Here is a 24,649-nt window from a genome sequence, read left to right as displayed (position 1 = left end):
CTCGAACGGCTGGGCGATACCCTCGCCGCCATGACTGCTGCTTCCGATCTTGACGCCACGACGCCGGCCGACGAGTCCGCATCCGTGTCCGTGTCCGCATCCGTGTCCGTGTCCGCGTCCGTGTCCGCGTCCGCGACCGCGTCCGCGACCGAGCCGGCCTCGTCCCCTTCCGCCGCCGAGGTGGCACCTCCTTCCTTCGTCGTGAACATCCCCGGCATCGCGGACGCCGAGCTGGAGCCGGATCCGTTGGACCCCTCGCAGATCGTCTCCGGTGCGCCTGAGGTGACGGGGAAGGTGCTGTGGGAATCCGCCGACGGTCGGCAGATCCGCGGTATCTGGCAGATCACACCGGGTGTGGTGACCGACACCGAGGCCAATGAGCTGTTCGTCGTCGTCAGCGGACGCGCCACCATCGAGGTCGAGGGCGGCTCGGTCCTAGAGGTGGGCCCCGGCGACGCCTGCATCCTCCGCGAGGGCGACCGCACCCGCTGGACCGTCCACGAGACGCTCCGCAAGGCCTACCACATCAGTCTCTAGCGACCCTCTGGCGGTTCTCCGGCGGCACATGAACCTCGCGCGCGGAGCCGGAGGAGCCGGAGGAGCCGGAGGAGCCGGAGGGGCTGGAGAAGCTGGAGAAGCTGGAGGAGTGAGGGTGCCGGTGGTGCCCGGGCGAGTGTGCCTCCGCGCTGCCTCGGCCTCCGCCGGAGCCGGGGAATGCCGTGGCCGGCAGGGTTGTTCTGGCCCCTGGTAACGCCGTACGGTCCGTGGCGGACGCATGCCTGCGCCGACGGCGACGCCGGTGGAGAGGAGTAGGCCGTGCCCGAGAGCAGCCCCGAGACACATGTCATCGACTTCCGCGCCGCGGAGCAGCTGCTGGCTGCCCGCGACCCGCGAGGCGCGATCCGGTTGCTGGACTCGGTCATCGCCGCGCATCCGGAGAACACTGCGGCCCGCCTGCTGCGCGCCCGTGCCTTTTTCCTCGCCGCCCAACTACGGCCGGCGGAACTGGAGTTCCAGATCGTGCTGGAGCGCGAGCCCGACAACGCCTTCGCGCACTTCGCGCTCGCCCGCACTCTGGAGCGCGCTGCCCGCCCTGACGAGGCGCTCCGCCACTTCCGGCTGGCGGCCGCCCTCGACCCCCGCCCGGAGTTCATCCAGGCGGCCCGCTTCGCCCCGGACGACACGGGCAACGGTGGCCGGGCTCCGATGGACGGGGGAGCGGAGTAACGGGGGACCGGAGTAACCGGGACCGGAGTAACGGGGGCCGGAGCAAGGGACGCCGGCTGCACCCGGCCGTAGAGTTCGGCTGCCTGCCTGCCTGCCTCCTCCCTCCCGGCGGCGGCCTTCCTTCAGGCCGGGACCGCCTCCCTCCGGGCTGGGACCACCTCCCTCTGCCGCTGGGACCGCCTCCCTCCGGTTACGGGCGCTTCCCTGCGATCGGTCGGCGGCGTCACGGTCAGCCGCCGCGGTCGGCGGCGGCGTTACGGTCGGCTGCCGCGTCGGCGGTTCGGGTCGGTGCGTATGCCGAAGGCGTCGTTCCGGCCCCGGTCGGGCTCGTACGGCGGTACGTCCTTGCCCGGCTGGTAGTGGGCTCCCTGGCGGATATGGCGGATGACCATGATCAGGTCCGCGGCGGCCACCATGGCGAGTGCGGCACACGCGGCCGCCCATTCCGGCCGCCCGAAGTCGGCGAAGGCCACGGCTCCGGCGACGGCCCACAGCAGTCCCCACAGCGCCAGTCCGCAGCGTATTTTCAGCGGGCTGCGTGCCTGCAGGGGCTCATTTCCCGTACGCATCGGCATCATCTCCCACTTCACCTTCCAGGATCCTCCCGATCCGTGGGTCAGTCACTCGTCTCGCCTTCTTCTCCTTGGTCGGTCTTCGTCTCCGTGGTCGTCCTGCCCGTGGGGCGGGGATCGCCTGCTGGGTGGCCGTTGATCCAGGACAGCCCGCCGATGTCGAGCTGCGAGCGGGCGCGGGTCACCGCGACGTATGCCAGGCGCGCCTCGTCGACATCGACCGGGCCGGGGAGCGGCTGGCCGGCTTCGTCGCACTCGTCGAGGTCGTCGGGGCCCGTGAAGTCGTCCGCGATGCGTACGCGCGGCCACTCCCGGCCCTTGGCTCGGTGGGCCGTCGACACCGTCACCTCGGCGGAGTCCTCGGGTGAGAGCCGGTCCAGGGCCTGGAGCACGGCGTCCGTGCCGTGCTCGTCGACGAGTTCCACCAGGGGCAGGAGGTCCCGTCCGGCCGGATCGAACTCCGCGTACTCGCGCAGCTCGGCCCAGGTCTCGAAGAGCGTCAGCTCCGGATGGCCGGTCCGGCGCCCGGCTTCGAGGTCCTGCACGTCGCGTGCCAGGGCACTCAGGGGCTCGCCGCCGCCCGCGAGGGCGACCGGCGGCCCGCCTCCAACTGCCGTATCACCTCCACCACCGCTCCCACGTTGGTCCGGCACAGAACGGCCTCGGGGGAGCGGACCGCGCACAGCTCCGTCTTGCGGTCCGGGGAGCCTCTGAGCCGGATCGGCGCGTCGACGATCGCGAGCCAGCGGTTGGCCTCGGCCGCCAGCGCCGGTCCGAAGCGGAAGGAGTGGGAGAGGGTGAGCTGTCTGCCGTCGAAGCCGGTCATCACGTCCCGGGCGCCACGCCAGCCGTAGATGGCCTGGGCGGAGTCTCCGACCAGCACCAACTGGGCGCGGTCGCGCTGTGCGGTGAAGACCTGCTCGACGACGGGGTTGGTGTCCTGGGCCTCGTCCAGGAGCAGGAAGTCGGCCGGGATGACGGGGTCGCTGAGGGCCCACATCTTCAGGTAGTGGTCGTGCTCGAAGCGGACCACGCCGTGATCGGGCCGCTGCAGGTCGGCCCAGGCCTTGCGGGCGTACGGGAGGACGGCCTCGGCGAGGTGCGCCTGCAGTGGCGGGGATTCGGCGCCGCGCAGGGGCGGGACGTGCCGGGCACGGAGCTCGCGGTCGGCCGAGTGGCAGAAGCGGGTGACCGTGCGCAGGACCGTATACGAGAGTGCCTTGTGCGTGACCCTGCGTGCACCGATGCGTAAGGACATGCCGTCCTCGATGCCCAGGGCTGCGCCGGTGCGCCAGCCCGCCAGCCGTGGGGCGTTCATCCGGGACTGATAGTGCTTGCCCACGGCGGTGTAGGCGAGGGCATGGGCGGTCCCGCAGGCGACCTCGGGTGGGAAGGTCCGGGCGGCGTGGCGGGCGACGGCTCTGTTGAAGGCGATATAGCGGCCGAGGCGGCCCCGCCGTCGCGCGGAGTGCGCGAGCATCGCCAGCGTCGTCGTCTTGCCGGTGCCGGCACCGGCCTGGATCACGAGGTGGTCGCCGGTCGGGAAGACCGCGGCGGCGGCGCACTGTTCGGGCGTCGGAGTGTGCATGGGGCTGCCTTTCGGGTGGGAGTGGCGGCGGGATGCGGGAGGGCCCCGCGCCCGCCGATCGACATTGCACGATCACTGAGAGTGACGATGCAACTGACTGTAGCGGATCGCGGCGGATGTGCGACGAATTTCTTTTTGCCTGTGGATAACTTCGGGCCGCTGGCCGCTGGCCGTCGGCCGTCGGCCGCAGACCCCCGGTTGCCGGTCACCGGTCACGGGGCACCGGCCGCCGCGCCCCACCGCTGCCGGCCGAGCGCCCCCCTCGCCCCCGCCGGCCGACGGCGTTGTCAGTGCCGTCTGCTTTCATCGGGAGACGGCAGGAGCCGGAGGATGCGGACGTCAGGAGACGGCATGAGCACGCAGTGGGATGACGGTGGGTACGCCGCCGCGGCCTGCTGCGCCGCGATCTTCCTGCCCGCGCAGCCGCCCCGCGCCGGACGGATCGCGCTCTGGCGGCCCGACGGCGGGCCGCTTCCGCAGCCGGGCGCCGATGCACAGGACGACGGCTCGCAGCCGGGCGCCGATGCACGGGACGACGGCTCGCGGTCGACGGGCGCGGAGGCGACGGAGCTGACCGTGGCCCGTCGTCACGGCAGCGGCGCCCGGGCCCGTACGGTCCCCGCCGTGCTGCTGCCGGTGGCCGAGGCCGTCCCCCTGCTGGTCCGCGCCCGGCACGATCCGGACGCCGACCCGGCCGCCGCCTGCTGGGGAGCGGCCACCCTGCACGCGCTGCATCTCGCCGCGCGCGGGCGGCTGCTGCCGGGGCTGACACCCGAGGACACCGACGCCTGGCGCGCCGGCCCGCTCGACCCGGACGACATCGCGCACCTCCGGGCGATCGCCGCCGCCATGCCCGCCGAGGCCTACGCCGTCCCCCTCCCCGGCAGCCGCCCGCTGCACCTGCACGACCCCGCAGACCTGGTGCGGCGCTATGTGGACGCGGTGGTGGACGCGCTGCCCCGTACCCCCGCCGCCGAGCTGGTGGCCGGCGCCCCCTTTGCCGCGTACCCACCGCAGCGCCTTCCGGGTGCGCGCGACTGGGCCGCCGAGGTCGCGGCCGGCGTCGACGCGGGCGTGCGGCTGTCCCTGCGCCTCGATCTCGCGCCGGACCGGCTCTTCGACGTCACGGGTGAGGGTGAAGAGGGAGGCGAGGGGAGTGCGGCGGTGGTGCTGCAGGTGCAGAGCCTCACGGACCCGACGCTGATCGCCGACGCCCGGCAGTTGTGGGACGGCGAAGCCGACCACTTCGGTCCGCGTTCCCGCGTCGACACCCTGCTCGCGCTGCGTCGTGCCGCCCGGGTCTGGGCCCCGCTGACCCGCCTCCTGGAGCGGCCGGTCCCCGACGTACTCCCCCTGGGGGAGGACGAGTTGTACGAGTTGCTGGGGGATGCCGCGCCCCGGCTCGGCGCCGCGGGCATCGCCGTCCACTGGCCCAGGGAACTCGCCCGCGGCCTGACCGCGGCCGCGGTGCTGCGCCCGGCACCGGGCTCCGCCGCGGACGGCTTCGGCTTCTTCGACACCGGCCAACTGCTGCAGTTCCGCTGGCAGCTGGCGATGGACGGCCTGCCGCTGACCGAAGCCGAGATGGACGAACTCGCCGAGGCGCACCGCCCCGTCGTCCGGCTGCGCGACCAGTGGGTCCTGGTGGACCCCGGGCTCGTACGCAAGGCCCGTAAGCGGGAACTGGGCTATCTGGAGCCGGCGGACGCCCTCGCCGCGACGCTCAACGGCACCACCGAGGTGGACGGGGAGCAGGTCGAGGTGGTGCCTCTGGGGGCGCTCGCCGCGCTGCGCGGCCGCCTCACCTCAAAAGTCCGCCCACTGCCCCAGCCCTCCGGACTGCGCGCGACCCTCCGCGACTACCAACTCCGGGGCATGACCTGGCTCGACACCATGACCTCCGTCGGCCTCGGCGGCTGCCTGGCCGACGACATGGGCCTGGGCAAAACCATCACCGTCATCGCCCTCCACCTGCACCGGCGCCCCACCGACCCGGTCCTGGTGGTCTGCCCGGCCTCCCTCCTCGGCAACTGGCAGCGCGAGATCGAGCGCTTCGCCCCCGGCACGCCCGTACGGCGCTTCCACGGCACCGGCCGCAGCCTGGACGGGCTGGCGGGCGGCTTCGTGCTGACGACGTACGGCACGATGCGCAGCAGTGCCACCGAACTGTCCGCCCGGCGCTGGGCCTGGGTCGTCGCCGACGAGGCACAGCACGTGAAGAACCCCCGCTCGTCCACGGCCAAAGCGCTGCGCGGCATCAAGGCACCGGCCCGGATCGCCCTCACGGGCACGCCGGTCGAGAACAACCTCTCCGAGCTGTGGGCGCTCCTCGACTGGACCACGCCCGGCCTGCTCGGCCCGCTGAAGACGTTCCGGGCCCTGCACGCCCGCGAGGTCGAGGGAGGCCAGGACCCGGAGGCCGCGGAGCGGTTGGCGAGGCTGGTGCGCCCGTTCGTCCTGCGCCGCAAGAAGTCCGACCCGGGGATCGCCCCCGAGCTCCCGCCCAAGACGGAGACGGACCACCCGGTCGCCCTCGGCCGCGAACAGGCCGCCCTGTACCAGGCCGTGGTCCGCGAGACCCTCGCCCGGATCGAGACCGCCGAGGGCATCGCCCGCCGCGGCCTGGTCATGAAGCTGCTCACGGCCCTGAAGCAGATCTGCAACCACCCCGCGCAGTACCTCAAGGAGACCGCGCCGGGCCTGGCCGCCCGCTCCGGGAAGCTCGAACTCCTCGACGAGCTTCTGGAGACGATCCTCTCCGAGGGCGGCTCCACCCTGGTCTTCACCCAGTACGTGAGCATGGCCCGGCTCCTCGAACGCCATCTGGCCGCCCGTGGCGTCCCCGCCCAACTGCTGCACGGCGGAACCCCCGTCGCCGAACGGGAGAAGATGGTCGACCGGTTCCAGGCGGGACGGGCCCCGGTCTTCCTGCTGTCCCTGAAGGCGGCGGGCACCGGCCTGAACCTCACCCGGGCCGGACACGTGATCCACTACGACCGCTGGTGGAACCCGGCGGTGGAGGAGCAGGCCACCGACCGCGCCTACCGCATCGGCCAGACCCAGCCCGTGCAGGTCCACCGGCTGATCACCGAAGGCACCGTCGAGGACAACATCGCCCAACTCCTCGCCGCCAAAAGGGCGCTCGCCGACGCCGTGCTCTCCGGAGGGGAGACCGCACTCACCGAGCTCTCCGATGCCGAGCTGGCCGATCTCGTCTCCCTGAGGAGGGCCGCATGATCCCTCGTCGCCCCTCGGGGCGTGCCGCCGCCGCGGACCGGCTCGCCCGCGCCGACCGTACCCGCAGCTTCCCGCCCCTGCCGCCCCGGCCCGGCGCCCGGGGGCTGTTCGCCGAGTCCTGGTGGGGCAGCGCCTGGCTGGACGCACTGGAGACCACCGCGCTCGACAGCGCCCGGCTCGCCCGCGGCCGGACCTACGCCCGCGACGGCCATGTCGACACCATCAACGTCACCCCGGGCCGCATCCTCGCCACCGTACGGGGCAGCAGGCCCCGCCCGTACAGCGCCGAGATCCGCCTGCGCACCCTCAGCGACCACGAATGGGACGGCCTCCTGGACGCCGTCGCCGCCGAACCGGACCAACTCGCCGCCCTGCTGGCCAAAAAGCTCCCCCGCGCGCTGGCCGAGGGAGAGGTGCGCCTCCTTCCCGGGCCGGGCGATCTCGTCCCCCGCTGCTCCTGCCCCGACCACGGCAGGCCGTGCAAACACGCCGCCGCCCTCTGCTTCCAGGTGGCCAGGCTGCTGGACGCCGACCCGTTCGTGCTGCTGCTGATGCGCGGCCGCGGCGAGCGCGAACTCCTCGACGCACTCTCCCGCCGTAACACCGCCCTCACCGCAGGGGAGGCCCGCCACCGGACACCGGACGGCACCGCACCGCCCACCAGGGGACGCGATGCCGCGCAACCGGCGCGGCCCGGCACCTCCGGGCGCCCCAGTGCCACCGGTGAGGACCCGGCCGCAGCCGCGCCGGGGACGCCCGCGCCGCGCGACGTTCTCGCCCGCGCCGCCCTGGCCGACCGCCGCCGTCCGGCCCTCCCGCCGCCCCTGCCCGCCCCGCCGCACCCCGGCCGGCCGCACGCCCTGCCCGAGGGCGACGGCCTGCCCTTCGATCCGGCCACCCTCGAACTGCTCGCCGCCGACGCCGCGGCCCGCGCCCACGCCTGTATCACCGCCGCCGCGGGTGGCGACGGCCGGCCGGCCCCCACCGGCCCGTTCCCGGAACTCCCGCCCTGGGAGGACGCCGTCCGCCTCGCCGCCACGGCCCACCCCACCGCCGGACTGACCTCCGCCACCCGCACCCTCTACCGCGACCTCGCCGCGGCGACCGGACGGACCCCCACGGACGTGGCCCGCTCCGTCGCCGCCTGGCGCCAGGGCGGACCCGAAGGGCTCGCCCTCCTCCACACCACCTGGAACCCCCCGGCCGGCGACTTCGACCGGGCCCGCAGCGCCCTCCGCGCCGCGGACCTCCCGGCCCTCCGGCCCCACCACAACCACCTCACCGACCCGGTGCGCGGCCTCCAGCTCCGCTTCGGCCACGACCACCGCTGGTACCCGTACGAATCCGAACCAGGCGCCGAGGACTGGTGGCCCGCCGGCCCCGCCGACCCGGACCCCGTAGGCGCCCTCACCACCCTGCTCGCACGATGACTAACCTCAACACCGTGGAAGGTCTCGACACACTCACCCGTTCCCTCGCCCGCCGCACCCCCGAGCAGCTCGCCGCACTCCTCACCCGCCACGCCGAACCGCTCGCCCGCCGCCCCGCCCCCACCGAACTCCGCGGCCTGGCAACCGCTTTGTGGTCCTACGAAACCCTCCACCACCTGGTGCTGCACCTCGACCACCCCCGGCTCCAGGTACTCGCCGCCACCGCCCGCCTCAGCCAGGAGCGCACCGGGCGGACCGCCCCCGCGCCCGGCGCCGACTACCAGTCCCTGATGGCGCACCGGCTCTCCTTCGCCCACCTGGCCGGCGAACCGGTCCCGCCCCAGGACGTGTTCACCGCCCTCGGCGCCGACCGGCCCGGACCCGCGCGTTCCGCCGCCGAGGCGGCCCTGCGCGCCCTCTACGACGACGGCCTCGCCGCCCCCACCGAGGACGGCGCCGTCGTCGTCCCGCCGCGCCTCCCCCAACTCCTCGGCGCCCACGACCTCGGCCCGTTCCACCCCGACGCCCCACGGCTCGGCCCGGACCCGAGTGCCGACCCCGGCATGCCCACCGCACCGGTCCCGGCGACCTCGCCGTACGACGAGTCCCGGGCCGCCGCGGCCACCTTCGCCGCCACCCTGGAACGCCTGCTGGCCTCTCTGGCCACCCAGCCCGCCGCCCTCCGCAAGTCCGGCGGGCTGGCCGTACGGGAGATCAAACGGCTGGCCAAGGCCGCCGGCGCCACCGAACCGCACGTCCGCCTGCTCCTCGATCTCGCCCTCGCCGCCGACCTGATCGCCCTCACCCGCACCCCGGCCGGCATCACCGCCCTCCCCACGGGTGCCTACGACGACTGGCTGGACCGCCCGCCCGGCGCCCGCCTCGCCCCCGTCCTCGCCGCCTGGTCCGCGCTGTGGGCCGTCCCCACCCACACCCCGTTCGGAGAGACCCCGACCGCACTCGTCCGCGGCAGCGACCGGCACGCCCCCGCACTCCGGCACGCCCTCCTCGCCGCCCTGGACACCGTTCCCTCGGGCGCCGGAACGCCCCTGCCGGCCCTGCCGTCCACGGGCACACCACCGCAACAGGAGTCCGCCGACGGCCCGTTGGGGGACCTGCTACGGGCCGCGGACTGGTACCGTCCGCTCGCCGTCACCCGCCAGCCGATGGCCGAGGAACGCGCCGCCCACACCCTCCACGAAGCCGCCTACCTGGGGCTCGTCGCCCACGGCACCCTCACGCCCCTCGGGCGGGCGCTGCTCGACGGCCCCGACGCCCTCGCCGAGCCGCTCGGCGACCTGCTGCCGCCACCGCTCGAACGGGCCCACTTCCAGGCCGACCTGACCGCCGTCGTGCCCGGCCGGCCGTCCGCCGCGCTCACCGGACTGCTCGCCTCCGCCGCCGACCGGGAGTCCGAGGAACACGCCGTGACCTGGCGGTTCACCCCCGTGTCGGTCCGCCGCGCGCTGGACGCCGGACATTCCGCCGACACCCTCCTGACGGAGCTCACCGCGGTCTCGGCGACCGGCGGTCTGCCGCAGCCGCTCCACTTCCTCGTCCGGGACGCCGCCCGCGCCCACGGCCGGATGCGGGTGCTGCCGGCCGCCTGCTGCATCCGCTCCGACGACGAAACCCTCGTCAAGGAACTCGCCGGCCACCGCGGACTGCGTGATCTCGCGCTGCGCGCCATCGCCCCGACCGTCCTGGTCAGCGGCCGTCCGCCGACCGCCACCCTGGACGCGTTGCGCGCCGCGGGCTATGCGCCCGCCCTGGAGTCCGACACCGGCACGACCACCGTCGAACGCCTCCCCTCGCACCGCAGCCAGGCCCCCGCACCGGCCCGCGACCCGCACGCCCCGCTCCACCTCGCCCGGCGCCTCCTGGGGCAGGAACGGCCCCAGGAGACCGCCGCCACCCCGACCGGGCCGAACTGACGGGGCGAAGGCGGCCCGACCGGCGGCGGGCAGGGGCGGCCGGCGCGGACGGCCCGGGCCGCGGCCCCGGCTACTCGTACTCCGTGCCGCCCTTGCGCGTCAGATAGGCGCCGCCGACCACCTTGGCCACGGCCCGGCCGCCCAGCACCGCGCTGTAGCGGTCCCGCAGCGGGCGGACGACCACCCCCTCACGGAGGTGTTCCGCGCGCCCGGACAACGTCTCGCGGCCCTCGGCCAGCTCCATCACCTCGCGCGCCTCGTAGGGGCCTTGGTACAGCGTCGGCACCAACGGGAGCCGCCCGTCCAGCATCCCGGTCAACTCCTCGGGGTCCAGCCACCGCAGCTGCCCGCCGGCCTCCACGGCGACGTCGAACACCGCGTACCCCGGCTCCCCGCGCCGGCCGTCCGCGCCGTAACCGAGGTCCTGCACGCCGGCGCCGTAGACCTCGCCGTACACGCCGACCCGCGACGCGCCCAGTTCCCCGGCGAGCTCCGCCGCCACCCGGGCGACGTCATGGCCGCGCACCGCCCGCCAATACAGGTTCTTCGGATCCTCCACCAGGGCGAGCCGCTGGCTGCCCAGCCCCTTGGACGTCACCTGGAGCCGCCCGCCCTCGGCGTGGTACGTCACACAGCAGGCGGTGCCGTGCACCTTCTCGGTGACCGCCACCGGCTCGCCGTCCGTGAACGCCGCCGGATAGCGCTTGAGGTTCTCGATGTCGATCCACGGCAGCAGATCGGGCGCCGGCTCGACCTCCCCGCTCATCGAAACCGGGACCGGCGGAACCCACTTCACGATCCCCAGCTCCGCCGTGAAGTCGGTGCCGTCCGCCCGCGCCTTCGCCAGATCCACCCCGGCCAGGGACGTCGGACGGCAGACGATGCCCTGCGACAGCTCGCCCCGCAGCCGGATCGCCTTGACCCGGTTGGCCGCCGAGCCGGCCAGCTTCCCCGTCAGCCCCAGCTCGGCCACCAACTCCGCGGGCAGCACGGCCTGTTCCGGTATGTAGACCGCCAGATCACCCGTCCGGTAGGCCCCCTTGGCGACCACCGCGCGATACAGGCCCACCTGGGCGAGCTCCAGCGCATCGGCGTTCGGATGCGCGTGGACGGTCAGTTCCTCGGCGGTGACGCGCAGCGTCGACATTCCGCCCCCCGTTCTGCGTCGGGCGCCGCCCGGTGCGCCGCCCCCGTCCCACTCTGATCGACCCCGACGACGCCCGGCGACCGATTTTCCCGCCGGCCGGCACCCAGCCGCAGAAAGGTCGTCGCCGCCACCGCGCTCGCCCCGGTCGCCGGTGCCCTCCCGCTCGGCACCCGCACCGCGCGCGAAGGCGGCCGCGGGCTCAGTCCGCGGCCGGTTTACGGCGGTCCGCACCGCCGATGCGGCGCAGCGCCGTCGGCCGGAAGCCGAGCGGGCGGGGGAGGCGCCTCTGGGCCGGCCCGGCCGAGACCGCGGACGGTGCGGCGGCCGCGGACGGTGCGGCGGCCGCGGCCGGCGAGACCTCGGGCGGGGCACCGGACGCGGGGGGCACGGTGGGCGGGACGGGCAGCGGGGACGCCTCCCAGTCCGCGGTGCCGTTGACCGGGAGGTTCCGGGTCGTGCCCCGCAGCATGGCGAGAGCGGCCGGGCCGCGCAGGAACGGTGCCGGACGCGGCCCACCGGTGACGACGTCGACATAGGCGCGGCAGACGGTGGTCCGGCCGGCGGCGGGGGAGTGCCGGGGCGCACCGGTGGCCAGGGACCAGGGCTCGTCGACGAGACGCCCGATGGTGCGCTGCACCCTCCGGGCGAGCGTGGGATCGTCCATGCCGTAGCGGCCCAGCGCCTCGCGTAGTGCGGTGGCGCTGTGGGCGGCGAGCGACAGGCCCTGGCCGAAATCGGGGCTGAGCGCGGCCACCGCACCGCCGAGCGTGAGGAATCCGGAGGGCCAGGAGGGCAGTTGCTCGTAACGCCGCCGCCGGTTGACGGTGTCGGGGGAGAGCCGCACCTCGCTCAGCGGCTCGGCGTCGGCGATGAGGTCGCCGATGCGGGGGTCCCCGGCGCGCCGGGCGAACGGCACGAACCGGCGGGCGTGCGGGGTCGGCCGGTCCCGGCCCGTGCCGGTGAGCGTGACCAGCCAGCGGCCGCCCTCGATCGGTACCAGCGTTGCGGTCCGCTCCGGCAGGGCACGCACCGGGAGGGCACGTCCGGGAACGGTACGGCCGGCGCCGGACGGGCCGGGCGGCGGCACGGTGAGGCCGGAACGGGAGGTGAGCACGGGGAGGTTGGCCATGCCCTCGGGAGCGCGGAAGATGCGGGTCGCCGAGACGATCGCGGAGTCCGCGAGGTCTTCTCCCACCGGCGGCAGTCCCAGGGCGGCCAGACGCGCCCGGGTGGTGGAGTGGCGGCCGGTGGCGTCGACGACCAGGTCGGCGTCGAGCCGATACGTTTCACCAGTCGTGGTGTCGCGGACCCGGACCCCGGTGATGTGTTCTGCGGTGCCCGTCAGCTCCTCCGCTTCGGTGCCGTCGATGACGGCGACCCCGGCGCGTGCGGGCACTTGTCGGCGGATGACCCGGTCGAGCAGATCGCGGGAACAGGCGATCAGATGCGGCGGACACCGCCGGTCCGACCGCCCCAGCGGAGCGCGGCCGGCCAGCTCCGCCGGCACCGGGACCCGACGGGCGCCCTCCGCCAGCCAGTGCTCGATGCTGCCGGGCACCAGGGCCTCGACCGTCCGGGCGCCGTCCGCGGCCAGCAGATGGGCGTGCCGGGCGTGCGGCAGATCGGTCGGCAGGGCCGGGGTCCGCGGCAGCCGCTCCCGCTCGACGACGATGACCTCGGCGTACTCGGACAGCGCCGCCGCGGCGAGCATGCCCGTGAAGCCGCCGCCGAGCACCACGGCGAGGTAGGGATGGGTGAACTGCAGCCCGGTGCCGGGCGCACTGCTCGATGCGTTCATGGGCAGTCCCGTTCTCGTCGTGGGCGCACGGTCCCCCGGCGGGGGCGGGACACGTCCAGATAGAGCGGCGCCGCGTACGGCCGGGAGCGGCGGCGCGCGGCGGCGATGACGGCATCGGTGGCGGCCGCGAAGGTGGCCGTCAACGAGGGCGGCAAGGACGCGGATGCGGTCCGCAGCAGGCGGAGAGGTGCCGGTGGCAGTGGCAGTGCGCGTTGTGGGTCCCGGCAGGCCGGCGCGTACGCCGGCCTGCCGCCCCCCGATTTCCCCATCATGATTCCCCCTCATGCCGTGCCCGCGCTGCCCTGCACGCGGCCATGCCCTCCGCCACCCGCCCGTATCACCGGGTGCGGCGGGCGAGCAGCGCTGCCTCGCGGAGCGTGCTCGGCCCCTGGGGACGCGGCCGTCACAAGTGGTCGACGGCGGACACAATTCGGGATCGTAGGCGGCGGCGATCACATCCGGTAGCCGAGTTTGAGCGAGGGATGCGAGGCAGCCACCCCGGCCGTACCCCCGGGTAGATCTGCAGCAAAACGGCGCAATGGGTGGAAAACACTGTGGCTGTTTCTCGTGTCGCGAGAAAGCAGACGGGAAAAACTCGTCAGAAGAAGGGCAGCGGCATCCCGAACCTCTCATGGTTGGCGCGAAATGATCGGGTATCCGCCCGACAACGGGCACCCCGCCTACCCTGTGCGGGCACCGCACTTGTGAACCTGAGGGAGAGTCGTGCGCGCGATTGTGATGCGAGAATTCGGCGGTCCGGACGTGCTGCGGCTGGAGGACGTGCCCGAGCCCGCACCCCGCGCCGGCCACTCGCTGGTCCAGGTGACCCTGGCCGGCGTCAACTACGCGGACGTGCACGCCCGGGGGGACTCCTACCTCGCACCCGTGGAACTGCCGTACATCCCCGGCAACGAGGTCGTGGGGACCGTGGACGGCGGCCGCCGGGTCGTCGGGCTGTGCCGCGGCGGGGGATACGCGGAGCGGACCCTGCTGCACCGCCGCGTCACCTGGGACGTGCCCGACGCCATCAGCGACGAACAGGCCGTCGCCCTCGCCCTCCAGGGCAACAGCGCCTGGCACCTGCTGTTCACCGTACTGCGGATCACCAAGGGCGAGACCCTCGTCGTGCCGGCCGCGGCCGGGGGCGTCGGCTCGCTCGCCGTCCAGCTCGCCGCGCACGCCGGGGCCAGGGTCATCGGCCTCGCCGGCTCGCCCGAGAAGCGCGAACTGGCCGCGGAACTGGGCGCCGACGCCGTCGTCGACTCGCACGCCGACGACCTGACGGAGCGCATCCTGGACGCCGCCGGCGGACCCGTCGACGCCGCGCTGGAGATGACCGGCGGCGCCACCTTCACCCGCACCCTCGCCGCCGTCGCACCGCGCGGCCGGCTCGCCGTCTACGGCTTCGCCGGCGGCGACCTGGCGAGCGTGCCGACCCGGGAGCTGATGGAGCGCTCGCTGACCGTCTCCGGCTTCTGGCTGCCGCAGCTCTACGCGGACCGTACGGCGCTGCCGACGTCCATGCGCGCGCTGTTCGACGCCGTCGCCGACGGCACCCTCAAGCCGCTCACCGGCGCCGTCCACCCGCTCGGCGAGGCGGCCCGCGTACACCACGACCTCGCCGCCCGCACACCGACCGGGAAACTCGCCCTCGACGTAACCCGATGAGGCGGACAACCCCGGGCCACCGACGGGCAGAACCGCCCCGGGAGCACTCCCGGGCGCCGACTGCCGGAGGGTGCGGCCGCGGGTGACGGGGGCGTCGGCTTCCACCGGACACGCCGGACACGCCGGGCGCCTTCGGGCGCGGAACACTGCCAGGGGAGAGAGCACACGATGGGCCACCGCACCACCACACCGGGATCGACGACCCCGGTCGCCGCGCCCGCCTCCGCTTCGGATACCGCCGTCACGACGCCGGGCACCCCGGGGCGCAAGAACGGACGCCAGACGGCCAAGAACGGGCCCTCGACGGGCTCCCGGGCGTCCGGATCCAGCCATGCCGAGCGGGTCTTCCTCGTCCAGACCGCCTTCGCCGAACTGGGCGGATCGGCGCACGGCCCCGGCGAGATAGCCGAGTTCACCGGCCTGGACGACTCCGTCGTCTACCGCATCCTGCAGTCCGGCATCTACCAGCGCATCTTCGAACGGGTCGACCGCGGCCTGTACCGCCTGCGGACCTCGGCCGCCCAGCTCGCCTTCACCGCGCTCGACCACCGCCTCGACGGCACGGTCACCCAGACCGTGCTCCGCGAACTGCGGACGGCCACCGACGGCGGCCTGGCCTTCCTCTACATGGTGGCGCCCTTCTCCGGCGCACAACGACAGTGCGTCGACATGGCCGTCGGCGACTCCGACCTGGCCGAACTCGGCATGACGCCGCGCGATGTGCTGTCCGTGACACGCTCCCTGCGCACCGGCGCCTCCGGGCGGACGATCCTGGCCTACCTGCCGGAGGTGCTCCAGCAGCGGGTCCTGGCCGAGCCCGTACCCGACCAGGCCGGACCGGGCGTCTACCGGGACAACGACGCGCTGGCGGCCTCCCTCGCGGAGGTCCGCGACCTCGGCTACGCCCTCGGGTACGAGGAGTGCATGGCCGGATGGAACTCCTGCGCCGCGCCGATCATGTGGGACGGTTCCATCATGGGCGCGGTCCTGCTGCTCAAGCTCAAGTCCGTGATGCCGGCGGCCCCCGAGAGCGTCATCGAGGCGACGAAGGAGGCGGCGGCCGAACTCAGCCGCTACGGCGCCGCCGGCCCGGACGCGGGCCAGGCCTGAACCGCGGCGGGACCGAACCACACCCGACACCCGAGGGGGAGCAATGGAAGCGGAGTTGGTGGCACTCGCCACGACAGGGGCGAACGCGCTCGTACAGCAGATGGCGACGGAGGGCTGGGCCGGCGTCCGGCGCCGCATGGCGGCCTTCCTCGCCCGGCGCCGGGGCGCCGGCGACGAGGCCGCGCTGGAGGGCGAGCTGGACGACTCGCGCGCCGATCTCGTCGCCGCGCAGGAGGAGGGCGACCAGGACGGGGTGGCGGGCGTGACCGCGGCCTGGCGGCTGCGGCTGCGCCGGCTGCTGAACGAGGACCCGGCCGCCGCGGCCGAACTCCGCGCCCTGCTGGACGAGGTGGCGCCGCAGGAGCCGGACCGCGGAACGGTACGAGTGGCGCACAACACCATCAGCGGCGGGTCCCACGGCATGGCCATCCAGATCGGATTCGTCGATGGCGCCCCCACCTTCCACACCCCACCCGGCGGACCGCTCCCCGGCTGACGCCCCGCGCGCCGCGCCCCGCCGCCCGGCACAATGGCGGGGTGCGGCTCGAAGCGATCACCTGGGAACGGCTCACCGACGCGCTCGCCGAGCGGATCCTCACCACCGAGGCCGAGGACGGCAGCCCCTGGCGGAGAGTGGCCCTCGACGGGGCGCCCGCCGCCGCCCCCGGCGACCTGGCCGGGCGGCTCGCCGAGGCCCTGCGGCTCCGGGGGCGGGCGGTGCACCAGGCCGGCGCCTTCGGCTTCCTGCGCCCCGCCTCGCTGCGGCTGGAATACGGCCGGCAGGACCCCGACGCCTACCACGACGAGTGGTTCGACCGGCAGGCGCTGTGGCGCGAGGTCTTCCAGCCGCTCGACCCGGGCGGCACCGGCCGTGTCCTGCCGGACCTCTGGGACCCGGTGGCCGACCGGGCCACCCGCAGCGGGTACGTGACGCTGCCGCCCGGCGGCGTCCTGCTGCTGCACGGCCCCCTCCTGCTCGGTCACTGGTTCCCCTTCGATCTCACCGTCCACCTCACGCTGTCGCCGGCCGCGCTCGCCCGCCGCACCCCGCAGCACGAGCACTGGACGCTGCCCGCCTTCGCGCGCTACGAGGCCGAGACCCGGCCCGAGGAGGCCGCGGACATCGTCGTCCGGGCCGACGACCCGCGCCGGCCGGCCTGGAGCGGATCCGCCTGATCCGGCGGCCGCGGAGCGGTCCGGTGACCTCAGACGAGCTGCCGGATCTCGCCGCGGACGCGGTAGAACCCGCCCGCGGCCGCCGACAGGTCGTCGACGACATACCGCGCCCCGGCCCGCCGTATGTGACGGGGGAACTGGACGTTCCACGACGGCTCATAGCCCTCGGAGACCACATGGACCCGCAGCCGGCCGCCTTCCTGGACGCACTCCACCACGATCCCCGAGGCGGCCGCGGACGTCACCGTCCGCACCGTGGCCGACGGGGTGTACGTCGGCAGCGCGGCGGCCGACTTCACGTCCCGGGCCACCGGCACCGTGCCCGCACGGGCGGCGGCGACGGCCGCCTCGCTCGCGTCCACACACACCAGCGACCCGTCGGTGGTGACCATGTAGAGCTTCTCGTCCAGATACTGCATCGACAGCGCCGAGCCCCCGCCCGTGCCCAGCTTCCACAGCCGGGTGCCGTCGGCGGCGAAGCAGTACACCGAGGAGGCCGAGTCGCCGGCGAAGACGTAACGGCCGCCCGGTGCCGTCGCGCAGGAGTAGACGACCGTGTCGCAGGCGTACGTCGCCTCCAGCGCGCCGGAGCCCTTCGCCAGCCGCTGGACCACCCGCCGGTCGGTACCGGCGTACACCGCGTCGTCCTCCTGCCAGCCGAACAGCACCGCGCCCGTGGTCGGCGTGTGCCACAACTCGCCGCTGCCGTCGGTGGAATAGGCCGTCACACCGCGGCGGTGGCCGTGGTAGACGGCACGCTCGTCCCGCCGCACCATCCAGGCGTGCTCGCCCGTGCTGCGCCGCGACCACTGGTACTCGTCCTCGTGGTCGATGACCGTCAGACCACCGCTGCGGTCCGCGACGTTGAGTATGCCCTCGCGGATGTCCAGCCAGAAGATGTCCACGTCGGGGGCGATGCCGTAGGCGGCGAACGGGAGTTTCGAGGAGAGGTCGTAGACCGTGCCGTCGTCGCAGCCGGCGTAGATCCAGAAGTCGTCCGCCACCAGGCACTTGACGCCGTCCGGCAGCCGGTAGTGCGCCAGCACCTCGCCGTCGTGGCCGAGGGTGTGCACATCGCCGTTCTGGTTGCCGACCCAGCACCGGTCCTCGTCGATGTGGATGCCGAACGCCGCGGCGCCGGTGCGGAACCGCCACAGCACCGGTGCGACCGCGCGGGCCGTCGACGGCGCCGAGGAAACCTGACGGCGCGTCACCGGACGGGCGGCGCGCTGCCCCTGGACGGCCGGCGCGTAGCCCTTGCGGACCTTCTCGCCGATCTTCTTCGCGGCCGCGGCCTGCGCCTTCTCCCGCGTCGGGAACGTCGAGGTCTGCCGCTGGCCGGGCGCGCCGATCCGGCCGTAGCGCACCGAGACGACCGTGTCCCGCACCGTCACCTCGTAGAACTTGTGGGCGCCGCCGCCCTCTTGGGACAGTTCCAGATACGTCGTGGTCTCGGACATGATGCTCCCCTCCCGGGCGGCCCCGACGGCCGTCCCCCGCTGTGAAAAACCGTACGGCCGACCACTGACAACGGGCCGCGGAGCGCGCACCGGGGCCGCTGAAAGCCCTGCTCAGGGCGGCGGTTAGCGTGGGGGCGTGACCTCTTCCTTCACCGCATCAGACCCCTCCGGCGCGGCCGACGCGCTGCCCGGCAGCCAGGGGCCCACCGCAACCGTGGAAGCCCGGCCGGGCTCCGTCGGCACCGTCCGGATGACCTACGCGCCCGACCCGGACGGCGACCCGGACCCGGGCGAGATCGTCTGGACCTGGGTGCCCTACGAGGAGAACGACGGCCGGGGCAAGGACCGGCCGGTCCTGGTCGTCGCCCGGGAGACCGGCGGCACGCTGCTGGCGGTCCAGCTGTCCAGCAAACGGCACAGCCACGACCGGGAATGGGTGGCCATAGGCGCCGGACCCTGGGACCGCGCGGGCCGCGACTCCTGGGTGGCGCTCGACCGGGTCCTGCGGGTGCACCCGGAGGGCATGCGACGCGAGGCCTGCGCCCTGGACCGGGGCCGCTTCAACCTCGTCGCCAACCGGCTGCGGGAGTTCCACGGCTGGCGCTGAACGGCCGGCCGCCCGGGCGGGGTCAGGCGTCCGCCAGCGCCAGGAGCTTGGTGACGGTGTTCCAGTTGCGGGCGGTGGCCGACACCCCGAGCGGGGTGCGGCTCACCAGCGCGGCGAGCTTGGAGCGGCCGATGCCGTCCGGGCACCACAGATACAGTTCGCGTCCGGCCAGCCGGAAACGGTCGGGCGCGAACGCCGCCTGGTCGATCTCGTCCAGCCGCGAGGTGTCGGCCGGCACGTCCGACAGGAACGTGACGTGCAGGCTCTTGGGCTCCGCCACGGCCTGCGGAAACGGGTTCGCGTCGACGGCGGCGGCCAGTTCGTCCCGGGTCCGCACGATCACCGGCACCGTGAAGTCGAGCTCGTCGGCGATCCGGTCCTCGATCCTTTGGGCCGTCTCCTCGGGCGGGGCGCCCGGATCGGCGAAGACGAGGTTGCCGGTCTGCAGCAGCACGGTGACCTCCTTCAGCCCCAGCGACTCCGCCAGCTCCCGCTGCCGGGCCTTGGGGAAGGGGTGGTGGCCTCCGACGTTGATGCCGCGGAGCAGGGCGATCTGACGGGACATGGCACTGCCCTTCGGGGAGCCGACCTGGGGTGAGGCCGGACGGTACGGCCGGAACCGGAAGCCGGAACCGGAGGGACGGGATCAGAAGAGCGGCGCGGGCAGCACGCCTTCGAGGGCGAGCAGCTGCCGCTTGGTCTCCAGGCCGCCGCCGAAACCGCCGATCCCGCCGTCACTGGCGACCACACGATGGCAGGGCACGACGACCGGCAGCGGATTGGACCCCATCGCGGCGCCCACCGCACGGGCGGCACCCGGCTCCCCGACCCGGTCGGCGAGGTCCTGATAGCCGACCACGTCGCCGTACCGGACACCCGAGGCCAGGGCCTGCAGCACCCGGGCGGGGAAACCGGACGACAGCGACCAGTCCAGGGGGACGGTGAAGGTCCGCAGCTCACCGGCGAAATAGGCGGTGAGCTCGGCCGCGGCCGTCGCCAGAGGAGGTATCTCCGCACGCGGCGGTCCGTCGAAGAACTGCTCCAGCCGGGTCAGCGCCCGGCGGCTCGTCCGCTCGTCGGCGTGGAAGACGACCTGCACCAGTCCGTCCCGCGTCGCGGCGAGCAGCAGCGGACCGATCGGGGTCGTAAGGCGGGTCCACGCCCAGTCGCGCCGGGCGGCGGACCCGGCCTCCGGCGGCGCGTCCGCCCGGGCCGCCGGCCCCGGAACCTGCTCGGAATTCGTCACCTGATCAGGGTAGGACGCCCCACTGACAACGCGGCGGGGAACGGCCCTCCGGCGGCTGCCGCGGCCCGCTCCCCGCAGGGCGGCGGTGCTCAGCCGGAGTGGTCGTGGCCCTCCACGGCGTCCCGGACCACGTCGGGCTTGTTCGTGATGATGCCGTCGACGCCCAGACCGGCGACCTTCACCGCGGTGGCCGCGTCGTCGACGGTCCAGGTGTACAGGTCCAGCGCCCGCCGGTGCGGCCCCCGCAGCCCGTGCACGGCGGCGACGTACTCCGGGGTGACCGCCGTGTGGACCGGATTGATCTGGTCGCAGTACTTCGCGTACTTCGGCAGGTCGGCCACCGACGGGTTCCCGAGGAAGCCCGTCCTGATCTCCGGGCGGAGGGTGTGCACGGTCTTGATGGCGTCGGCGTTGAAGCTCTGGATGACCAGCCGGTGCCGGACGTGCGACCGGTCCAGCCAGCCGGCCCGGCGCAGCTCCCTGAGGGTCTGCAGCTCGATGCCCGGGTAGAGCTCCGGGGACTTCAGCTCCATCAGCAGGCTCTGGTCGTTCTCCTCCACCTCGTCCATGTAGTCCTCAAGGGTCGGCACCCGCTCGCCCTCGAACTTCGGTCCGAACCAGCTGCCCGCGTCCAGCTTCTCGATCTCCTTGAGGGTGAAGTCCGAGACGTTCCAGGGGGAGCGGTCGGGGAAGACCTCCTTGACGTTGGTGGTCCGTGCGAGCGAGTTGTCATGGAGGATCACCAGCTCACCGTCCTTGGTGCGCTGGACGTCGTTCTCGACCCATTCGAAGCCGAGCCGGGCGGCTTCGTCGATGGAGGCGAGGGTGTTCTCGGGGGCGTACGACGAGGCGCCGCGGTGCGCGACCGTCACCGGGGTGGTCCGGTGCGGTGCGGCCTGGGCGGCGGCCGGGGAGAGGACGAGCGCGGACAGACCCATGAGCGCACCGGCGACGACGGTGGCGACGGGGCGAATACGCATACGGACTCCTCGTGACGTCGTTGAGGTGAGCTGACGAGAACGGACGGGAACCGGAGGGACGGACAGAGGCTCGCAGCCGGGCCGTAGCGGGAGGCGGTCGTGCGGTGGCCGGGCGCTGAACGAGACGTGACCGGTGTGCCGTGTGGAGCGTCGCGCAATTGCAGGATGCCCGGATCTGTCATGCAACAGACGTACGCTTCCGCCGCCGTCCAACTTGCCGGAGCCCGGGCGTCCGCGCATCTTGGCCGATGATGCGTCACCCGTCGCGCGTCTGACCGGTTTTGGTCATACGGGCAGAAAAGCCGAACTCCGGATCGCCTCGCGCGGGGCGCCCGGGCGATCGAAGGGCCGGGCCGCCGTCCCGGCGAAGACGATCAGCGGGGGCGGGCCGCCACGGCGCCCCCGCGGCGCCCCGCCGTCGCCGCCGCACCGCGTCCCGCGCCCGCCCGCTCGCGCCGCCCGCCGACCGGTCCCGCTTGCGAAATCGCAGGTCGGAGCAATTGCCACGTCGATTGTCAGTGGCGGGTCGTACGGTGGATCCCATGCGGCCCGTATCAAAGATCGAACGCACGGTGGCACCCTTCGAGGTCGTCAGCCCGTACCAGCCCAGTGGTGACCAGCCGGCGGCCATCGCCGAGCTGGAGCAGCGCATCCGCGGGGGTGAAAAGGACGTCGTCCTGCTGGGCGCGACCGGTACCGGCAAGTCGGCGACCACCGCGTGGATGATCGAGAAGCTGCAGCGCCCGACCCTCGTGATGGCGCCCAACAAGACCCTCGCGGCCCAGCTCGCCAACGAGTTCCGCGAGCTGCTGCCGAACAACGCCGTCGAGTACTTCGTCTCCTACTACGACTACTACCAGCCCGAGGCGTACGTCCCGCAGTCCGATACGTACATCGAGAAGGACTCCTCCATCAACGAGGAAGTCGAACGGCTGCGCCACTCCGCGACGAACTCCCTGCTCACCCGCCGTGACGTCGTCGTGGTCGCCTCGGTGTCCTGCATCTACGGCCTGGGCACGCCGCAGGAGTACGTCGACCGGATGGTGCCGCTCAAGGTCGGCGACGAGATCGACCGCGACCAGCTGCTGCGGCGCTTCGTCGACATCCAGTACACCCGCAACGACCTGGCCTTCACCCGCGGCACCTTCCGGGTCCGCGGCGACACCATCGAGATCTTCCCGGTCTACGAGGAGCTGGCCGTCCGGATCGAGATGTTCGGCGACGAGATCGAGGCGCTCTCCACCCTCCACCCGCTCACCGGCGAGGTGATCAGCGACGACCGGCAGCTGTACATCTTCCCGGCCAGCCACTACATCGCCGGCCCCGAGCGCATGGAGCGGGCCATCGCCGGGATCGAGACCGAGCTGGCCGACCGGCTCGCCACCCTGGAGAAGCAGGGCAAGCTGCTGGAGGCCCAGCGGCTGCGGATGCGCACGACGTACGACATCGAGATGATGCGCCAGATCGGCTCCTGCTCCGGCATCGAGAACTACTCCATGCACATGGACGGCCGCGAGCCCGGTTCGGCGCCCAACACCCTCATCGACTACTTCCCGGAGGACTTCCTCCTGGTCATCGACGAGTCGCACGTCACCGTCCCGCAGATCGGCGCCATGTACGAGGGCGACGCCTCCCGTAAGCGCACCCTCGTCGACCACGGATTCCGGCTGCCGTCCGCGCTGGACAACCGGCCACTGAAGTGGGAGGAGTTCCTGGACCGCATCGGGCAGACCGTCTATCTGTCCGCGACCCCCGGGCCGTACGAGCTGGCCCGCAGCGACGGCTTCGTGGAGCAGATCATCCGCCCGACCGGCCTGGTCGACCCGGAGGTCGTGGTCAAGCCCACCGACGGGCAGATCGACGACCTGGTGCACGAGATCCGCACCCGCACCGAGAAGGACGAGCGCGTCCTGGTCACCACGCTCACCAAGAAGATGGCCGAGGACCTCACCGACTACTTCCTGGAACTCGGCATCCAGGTCCGCTATCTGCACAGCGACGTCGACACCCTGCGCCGCGTCGAGCTGCTGCGCGAGCTGCGCTCCGGCGAGTTCGACGTCCTGGTCGGCATCAACCTGCTGCGTGAGGGCCTCGACCTGCCCGAGGTGTCCCTGGTGGCCATCCTCGACGCCGACAAGGAGGGCTTCCTGCGCTCCGGGACCTCGCTGATCCAGACCATCGGCCGCGCCGCGCGCAACGTCTCCGGCCAGGTCCACATGTACGCCGACAAGGTCACCCCGGCGATGGAGAAGGCCATCGAGGAGACCAACCGCCGCCGGGAGAAGCAGCTGGCGTACAACAAGGAGAACGGCATCGACCCGCAGCCGCTCCGCAAGAAGATCGGTGACATCGTCGCCACCATCGCCCGCGAGGAGATCGACACCCGGGAGTTGCTCGGCAGCGGCTACCGCAAGGCGGGCGACGCCAAGGACACCAAGGGCAAGGCGCCGGTCCCGGCGCTCGGCGCCAAGCCGGCCAAGGGCAAGGGCAAGGGCGCCAAGGCGGAAGCACCTCTGACGGACCGTCCCGCGGCCGAACTCGCCGAGCTCATCGAGGAGATGACGGAGCGCATGCGGGCCGCCGCGGCCGAGCTGCAGTTCGAGATCGCCGCCCGGCTGCGCGACGAGGTCGGCGAGCTCAAGAAGGAGCTGCGGCAAATGAGGGAGGCCGGCGTGAAGTAGTGGGGGCCGGGCGGGTGACGCACTCACCGGTACGGTGGCGCGCCCGCCCGGGTGTTGCAGAAACGCCACAAACGCGGGCCCGCGACGCCCCGGGCCCGTCGTCGTGCGTAGGGTCGGGGCTGCCGCCGGAAACGTGGGCGGGACAGTACAGAGAGGGGACGGCGCGTGTCGGTCAATTTGTCCAAGGGACAGGGCATCAGCCTGCAGAAGTCCGACGGGGGGACGCTGACCGCGGTCCGGATGGGGCTGGGGTGGCGCTCGGCGCCGCGCCGCGGACTGTTCGGCCGGCGGACCAAGGAGATCGACCTCGACGCCTCGGCGGTGCTGTTCGCCGGCAAGCAGCCGATCGACGTCGTCTTCTTCCAGCACCTGGTCAGCGACGACGGTGCGGTCCGGCACACCGGCGACAACCTGGTCGGCGGCGCCGGCCAGGGCGGCGACGACGAGGCGATCCTGGTCGACCTGGAGCGGCTGCCGGTCCACATCGACCAGATCGTCTTCACCGTCAACTCCTTCACCGGGCAGACCTTCACCGAGGTGGAGGACGCCTTCTGCCGGCTGGTCGACGAGGGCACCGGCCAGGAGCTGGCCCGCTACACCCTCACGGGCGGCGGCAACTACACCGCCCAGGTCATGGCGAAGGTGCACCGCGTCGGCAACGGCTGGCAGATGACCGCCATCGGCGAGCCCTCCGTCGGCCGCACCTTCCAGGACCTGGTCCCGGCGATCGTCCCGCACCTGTAGAACGCGGCAGTAGTACGGCAGCGCGCACCCGGGCCGCGCCGCCG

19 protein-coding genes and 1 pseudogene are annotated in these 24,649 nt (G+C 73.5%); 12 read left to right on the top strand and 8 right to left on the bottom strand.

The features are described from left to right. Positions 1-180: 180 nt before the first annotated feature. Positions 181-537, top strand: a complete 357-nt coding sequence (locus tag AB0G35_RS00765; protein WP_360942052.1) for a cupin domain-containing protein — start codon at positions 181-183, stop codon at positions 535-537. A gap of 279 nt (positions 538-816) precedes the next feature. Then, on the top strand, positions 817-1,227 hold the full coding sequence (locus tag AB0G35_RS00760; RefSeq protein WP_360941464.1) for a tetratricopeptide repeat protein: 411 nt from the start codon (positions 817-819) through the stop codon (positions 1,225-1,227). Between the two features lie 254 nt (positions 1,228-1,481). Here the strand turns inward: AB0G35_RS00760 and AB0G35_RS00755 are convergent, their stop codons facing one another. Further along, a complete protein-coding gene (locus AB0G35_RS00755; protein WP_360941461.1) occupies positions 1,482-1,817 on the bottom strand; it encodes a DUF6343 family protein in 336 nt (111 codons plus the stop codon). Positions 1,818-1,843: 26 nt separating this feature from the next. After that, a pseudogene (locus AB0G35_RS00750) lies at positions 1,844-3,387 on the bottom strand (UvrD-helicase domain-containing protein). Between the two features lie 351 nt (positions 3,388-3,738). Here AB0G35_RS00750 and AB0G35_RS00745 point away from each other — a divergent pair. Genes AB0G35_RS00745 through AB0G35_RS00735 form a run of 3 tightly spaced genes read left to right on the top strand, consistent with a single transcriptional unit; the run spans position 3,739 to position 9,988 of the window. Continuing rightward, a complete protein-coding gene (locus AB0G35_RS00745; RefSeq protein ID WP_360941458.1) occupies positions 3,739-6,624 on the top strand; it encodes a DEAD/DEAH box helicase in 2,886 nt (961 codons plus the stop codon). Then, a complete protein-coding gene (locus AB0G35_RS00740) occupies positions 6,621-8,054 on the top strand; it encodes an SWIM zinc finger family protein (RefSeq protein ID WP_360941455.1) in 1,434 nt (477 codons plus the stop codon). Before AB0G35_RS00745 ends, AB0G35_RS00740 begins: the two co-directional genes overlap by 4 nt. Beyond that, positions 8,051-9,988: a helicase-associated domain-containing protein gene (locus AB0G35_RS00735; RefSeq protein ID WP_360941452.1), complete on the top strand. Its 1,938-nt coding sequence runs from the start codon at positions 8,051-8,053 to the stop codon at positions 9,986-9,988. The genes AB0G35_RS00740 and AB0G35_RS00735 overlap by 4 nt, the downstream gene beginning before the upstream one ends. 70 nt (positions 9,989-10,058) lie before the next feature. On the opposite strand, the gene AB0G35_RS00730 is transcribed toward AB0G35_RS00735, so the two are convergent. Together AB0G35_RS00730 and AB0G35_RS00725 are read right to left on the bottom strand one after the other, a co-directional pair. Beyond that, positions 10,059-11,135 carry an RNA ligase (ATP) gene (locus AB0G35_RS00730; protein WP_360941449.1) on the bottom strand — a complete coding sequence of 359 codons (1,077 nt, stop codon included), beginning with the start codon at positions 11,133-11,135 and terminating at the stop codon, positions 10,059-10,061. A 199-nt stretch (positions 11,136-11,334) separates the two neighbouring features. Then, complete coding sequence (locus tag AB0G35_RS00725) at positions 11,335-12,933, bottom strand: FAD-dependent monooxygenase (RefSeq protein WP_360941446.1); 1,599 nt, start codon at positions 12,931-12,933, stop codon at positions 11,335-11,337. Between the two features lie 723 nt (positions 12,934-13,656). On the opposite strand from AB0G35_RS00725, the gene AB0G35_RS00720 reads away from it, so the two are divergent. The 4 genes from AB0G35_RS00720 (at position 13,657) to AB0G35_RS00705 (ending at position 16,887) form a co-directional block, all read left to right on the top strand. Continuing rightward, complete coding sequence (locus AB0G35_RS00720) at positions 13,657-14,601, top strand: zinc-binding dehydrogenase (RefSeq protein ID WP_360941443.1); 945 nt, start codon at positions 13,657-13,659, stop codon at positions 14,599-14,601. A 168-nt stretch (positions 14,602-14,769) separates the two neighbouring features. Continuing rightward, positions 14,770-15,711 carry an IclR family transcriptional regulator C-terminal domain-containing protein gene (locus tag AB0G35_RS00715; protein ID WP_360941440.1) on the top strand — a complete coding sequence of 314 codons (942 nt, stop codon included), beginning with the start codon at positions 14,770-14,772 and terminating at the stop codon, positions 15,709-15,711. Between the two features lie 43 nt (positions 15,712-15,754). Next, on the top strand, positions 15,755-16,207 hold the full coding sequence (locus AB0G35_RS00710; protein WP_360941437.1) for a hypothetical protein: 453 nt from the start codon (positions 15,755-15,757) through the stop codon (positions 16,205-16,207). A 41-nt stretch (positions 16,208-16,248) separates the two neighbouring features. Further along, positions 16,249-16,887, top strand: a complete 639-nt coding sequence (locus AB0G35_RS00705) for a uridine kinase (RefSeq protein WP_360941434.1) — start codon at positions 16,249-16,251, stop codon at positions 16,885-16,887. A gap of 29 nt (positions 16,888-16,916) precedes the next feature. Here AB0G35_RS00705 and AB0G35_RS00700 read toward each other — a convergent pair whose 3' ends face one another. Next, entirely contained in the window at positions 16,917-18,347 is a 1,431-nt protein-coding gene (locus AB0G35_RS00700) for a WGR domain-containing protein (protein ID WP_360941431.1), read from the bottom strand. A gap of 136 nt (positions 18,348-18,483) precedes the next feature. Here AB0G35_RS00700 and AB0G35_RS00695 point away from each other — a divergent pair, with 136 nt between their 5' ends. Beyond that, positions 18,484-18,954 (top strand): type II toxin-antitoxin system PemK/MazF family toxin, encoded by a 471-nt coding sequence (locus tag AB0G35_RS00695; RefSeq protein ID WP_360941428.1) that lies wholly within the window; start codon positions 18,484-18,486, stop codon positions 18,952-18,954. Positions 18,955-18,976: 22 nt separating this feature from the next. Here the strand turns inward: AB0G35_RS00695 and AB0G35_RS00690 are convergent, their stop codons facing one another. From AB0G35_RS00690 to AB0G35_RS00680, 3 genes are all read right to left on the bottom strand, one after another. Next, on the bottom strand, positions 18,977-19,519 hold the full coding sequence (locus tag AB0G35_RS00690) for a DUF1697 domain-containing protein (protein WP_360941425.1): 543 nt from the start codon (positions 19,517-19,519) through the stop codon (positions 18,977-18,979). Positions 19,520-19,600: 81 nt separating this feature from the next. Next, complete coding sequence (locus AB0G35_RS00685) at positions 19,601-20,200, bottom strand: methylated-DNA--[protein]-cysteine S-methyltransferase (protein ID WP_360941422.1); 600 nt, start codon at positions 20,198-20,200, stop codon at positions 19,601-19,603. Between the two features lie 89 nt (positions 20,201-20,289). Beyond that, positions 20,290-21,180, bottom strand: coding sequence for a glycerophosphodiester phosphodiesterase family protein (locus tag AB0G35_RS00680; protein WP_360941419.1), 891 nt, complete (start codon positions 21,178-21,180; stop codon positions 20,290-20,292). A gap of 542 nt (positions 21,181-21,722) precedes the next feature. On the opposite strand from AB0G35_RS00680, the gene uvrB reads away from it, so the two are divergent. After that, complete coding sequence (uvrB, locus tag AB0G35_RS00675) at positions 21,723-23,861, top strand: excinuclease ABC subunit UvrB (RefSeq protein ID WP_360941416.1); 2,139 nt, start codon at positions 21,723-21,725, stop codon at positions 23,859-23,861. Positions 23,862-24,026: 165 nt separating this feature from the next. Then, positions 24,027-24,605 (top strand): TerD family protein, encoded by a 579-nt coding sequence (locus AB0G35_RS00670; RefSeq protein ID WP_360941413.1) that lies wholly within the window; start codon positions 24,027-24,029, stop codon positions 24,603-24,605. Positions 24,606-24,649: the final 44 nt, after the last annotated feature.

This window comes from Streptomyces sp. NPDC021749, assembly GCF_040640655.1.
In the GTDB taxonomy this organism is placed as follows: domain Bacteria; phylum Actinomycetota; class Actinomycetes; order Streptomycetales; family Streptomycetaceae; genus Streptomyces.
Note: the sequence above shows the minus strand (reverse complement) of the source record. Positions and strands in the feature narration are given on the sequence as shown.